This is a genomic window from Lactiplantibacillus fabifermentans DSM 21115 (assembly GCF_000498955.2).
Lineage (GTDB): Bacteria > Bacillota > Bacilli > Lactobacillales > Lactobacillaceae > Lactiplantibacillus > Lactiplantibacillus fabifermentans.
This window is the reverse complement of sequence record NZ_AYGX02000120.1, coordinates 1-2,862: the sequence shown is the minus strand read 5'-3', so window position 1 is coordinate 2,862 and position 2,862 is coordinate 1. Positions and strand designations below refer to the sequence as shown.

At 37.5% G+C, this 2,862-nt stretch carries 3 protein-coding genes; all 3 read left to right on the top strand.

Going from position 1 to position 2,862, the window contains the following annotated elements; genetic code table 11:
• Positions 1 to 68 precede the first annotated feature (68 nt).
• From DY78_RS10735 to DY78_RS10725, 3 genes are read left to right on the top strand one after another with little or no spacing between them, the layout of a single operon-like run.
• On the top strand, positions 69 to 752 hold the full coding sequence (locus DY78_RS10735; RefSeq protein WP_029779187.1) for a CpsD/CapB family tyrosine-protein kinase: 684 nt from the start codon (positions 69 to 71) through the stop codon (positions 750 to 752).
• Positions 742 to 1,515, top strand: a complete 774-nt coding sequence (locus DY78_RS10730) for a tyrosine-protein phosphatase (RefSeq protein ID WP_024626264.1) — start codon at positions 742 to 744, stop codon at positions 1,513 to 1,515. Before DY78_RS10735 ends, DY78_RS10730 begins: the two co-directional genes overlap by 11 nt.
• A 15-nt stretch (positions 1,516 to 1,530) precedes the next feature.
• Complete coding sequence (locus DY78_RS10725) at positions 1,531 to 2,526, top strand: NAD-dependent epimerase/dehydratase family protein (RefSeq protein ID WP_024626263.1); 996 nt, start codon at positions 1,531 to 1,533, stop codon at positions 2,524 to 2,526.
• Positions 2,527 to 2,862 lie beyond the last annotated feature (336 nt).

The following is a 2,862-nucleotide window of genomic DNA, read 5'->3' as shown; positions in this document are numbered from 1 at the left end:
GCTGATCTTTTTTGTCCGAACAGCGTTCGGATTAATTTTACAATCTACCAAATAACGTTACTTCAGCAATTAAATTAACCACGATTGTCGAACCGACTTCAGTTATTACGGAACAAATTAAAACTATTCGGACCAACATTAATTTTTCAGCCACTGAGCAGAATTTGCGTACACTGATGATTACTTCCGCAATGTTGGGTGAAGGAAAGTCAACGGTTAGTTCGAATCTTGCAGTGGAGTATGCCAATGAGGGCATGAAAGTTTTACTAGTGGATGCAGATTTGAGACGTCCAACGGTACATAAAACCTTTGGCTTATCGAATCGACAAGGACTAAGTTCCTGGTTAGCACACCAAACAAGTGATATCAATGATGCAATTCATCAAACGGTAGATAATCTTTTCGTGATGACGAGTGGACCCAAGCCCCCTAATCCAGCGGAATTATTAGGTAGTAAGATGATGGATGAATTTTTGAACTCGGCAACTCGAAAGTTAGATTTAGTGATTGTTGATGCGCCACCTATTTTGCCAGTAACCGATTCACAATTGTTGGCTAACAAAGTGGATGGAACTGTCTTAGTTGTGCGGCAAAATGTTGCACAAAAGGCTGCTGTTCGTGATGCGGTTAGTGCGTTAAAACGCTCACATGCCCATATCTTAGGTGCAGTTCTAAACGACGTGTCTGATGGAAAGCACAGTGGGTATTATGGGTACAATAACGGGTACTACAGTGAACAAGATGACCAGTGATTTTGTTGATCTACATTGCCATATATTACCAAACATTGACGATGGCTCACCTACTTTAGAGGATTCAATTGAATTGGAACGTGCGGCTGTAAAAGATGGGGTACGGTACATTCTAGCAACGCCACATCATATGGACCGATATTATATGAACCATGGTAATCAGATTAAAAAACAAGTGCAACAGTTTCAAGAGGTGTTAAATCGTCTAAAAATTAATTTAACTATATTTCCCGGACAAGAAGTACATCTTAACGGTGATTTAATTAATAATTTGGATGATGTATTAGGGATTGATACCAACAGGAAATATATTTTATTAGAGTTACCTCATGAAATGGTACCAAACTATTTAGAAGAAATAGTATTTCAACTTTCATGTGAGGGTATTACGCCGGTTATTGCACATCCAGAACGTAATGCCCAGATTATAGCTGATCCAACACGATTGTACAATTTGGTCGTTAATCAAGGGGCATTGGCACAAGTAACGGCGACTAGTTTGGGTGGAAGCTTTGGAAAAAAGGTTCAGTGGATTTCAAAAGAGTTTGTGAAAGCGGGGCTTGTACAAGTCGTTGCGTCTGATGCACACAAATTACTTAATCGAAATTTTGCTATGACAAAAGCATATTTTGAGCTGGAGCAGCTAGATACGAAGTTACCGGAGCATTTTTCGAACAACGCACGCAAGTTGTTAAATGGCGAAATGGTTGAAGTGAACGTGACTCGCGTGCCAAAAAAGTATCGAAAATTTTTATTGTTTTAAAGGGAGTGTTGAATATTGAAAGCATTAGTTACTGGCGGAGCAGGATTTATTGGTTCTCATTTGGTTGATAGTTTGGTAGAAAAAGGCATGGATGTCGTTGTAGTCGACGATTTATCGATGGGAAAAGTGTCAAACATTAATAATATTGACATTGTTACTTTGTACATACAAGATGTTCGGAATCAAACGTTTATGCAATCGTTATTACAACGAGAAAGGTTTGATTATATTTATTTCTTAGCTGCAGTCGCAAGTGTCGCAGACTCTATTGAACATCCGAATGAAACTCACTCCATAAATCACAATGCGGTTTTGGATACACTGGAGTTTATCAGAGCAATAAATTTGCCACTAAAACAATTTTTATTTACATCTTCCGCGGCAGTGTATGGCAATTTGCCGGAATTACCTAAGAAGGAAGACTCAAGAGTTGATCCTTTGTCACCATACGCAATCGATAAATATGCAACAGAACGCTATGTATTAGCATATGGTCAGCTTTATAATTTGCCGACCGTATGTGTTCGTTTTTTTAATGTATACGGTCCGGGCCAGAATCCGAGTTCTCCATATTCTGGTGTGCTTTCAATTTTAACGGATTGCTTAAAAAATAATAGAATATTCACTTTGTATGGTGATGGGTCACAAACACGTGATTTTATATATATTGAAGATGTGATACAAGCACTTTTGCTCATAACTGAAAAACACGTTAAAAATCAAGTTTTAAATATTGCAAATGGGCTAGAGTTATCGTTAAGTCAGATAATTGAAACCTATGAGAATATTGTTGGTGACAAGTTAACAATAAATAATGAGACAGTCCGAAGTGGGGATGTTAAACGATCAGTTGCAAGTATTGGTCAACTTATTAGCTTGGGTTATTCGACTCATTGGCCATTAAAGAGAGGTTTAGCACAGTATTGGAAGGGAGAACAGTATGCATTGAATCGAGGTAGTAATACTGACACATCAATGAATAATGATATTGATTACGAATTTTTGAAGTGAATTTAGCATCCTAAGATGTAACATATGCTTTTCGTCAAACGTACATTTGATTGTTGGCATAATCTATACGGGACTGGAACTCCAATTCGAGATTTTATTTACATTTTTCCTTGGAAATTGTTCCTAGAAGTGAGCGTGCTTGAAAACAAAACAATCTGTTGCGGATATATGGTAGATTGTAAAATTAATCCGAACGCTGTTCGGACAAAAAAGATCAGCTTCCTTTAAAATGGTGTTTACCAAAAACCCATCTTTTAGGAGCTGATCTTTTGTCTAGTATAACGGCTCCTATGTCAAGATTTTAGACAAATAAATGCGAATAGTCAGCGTCATAAT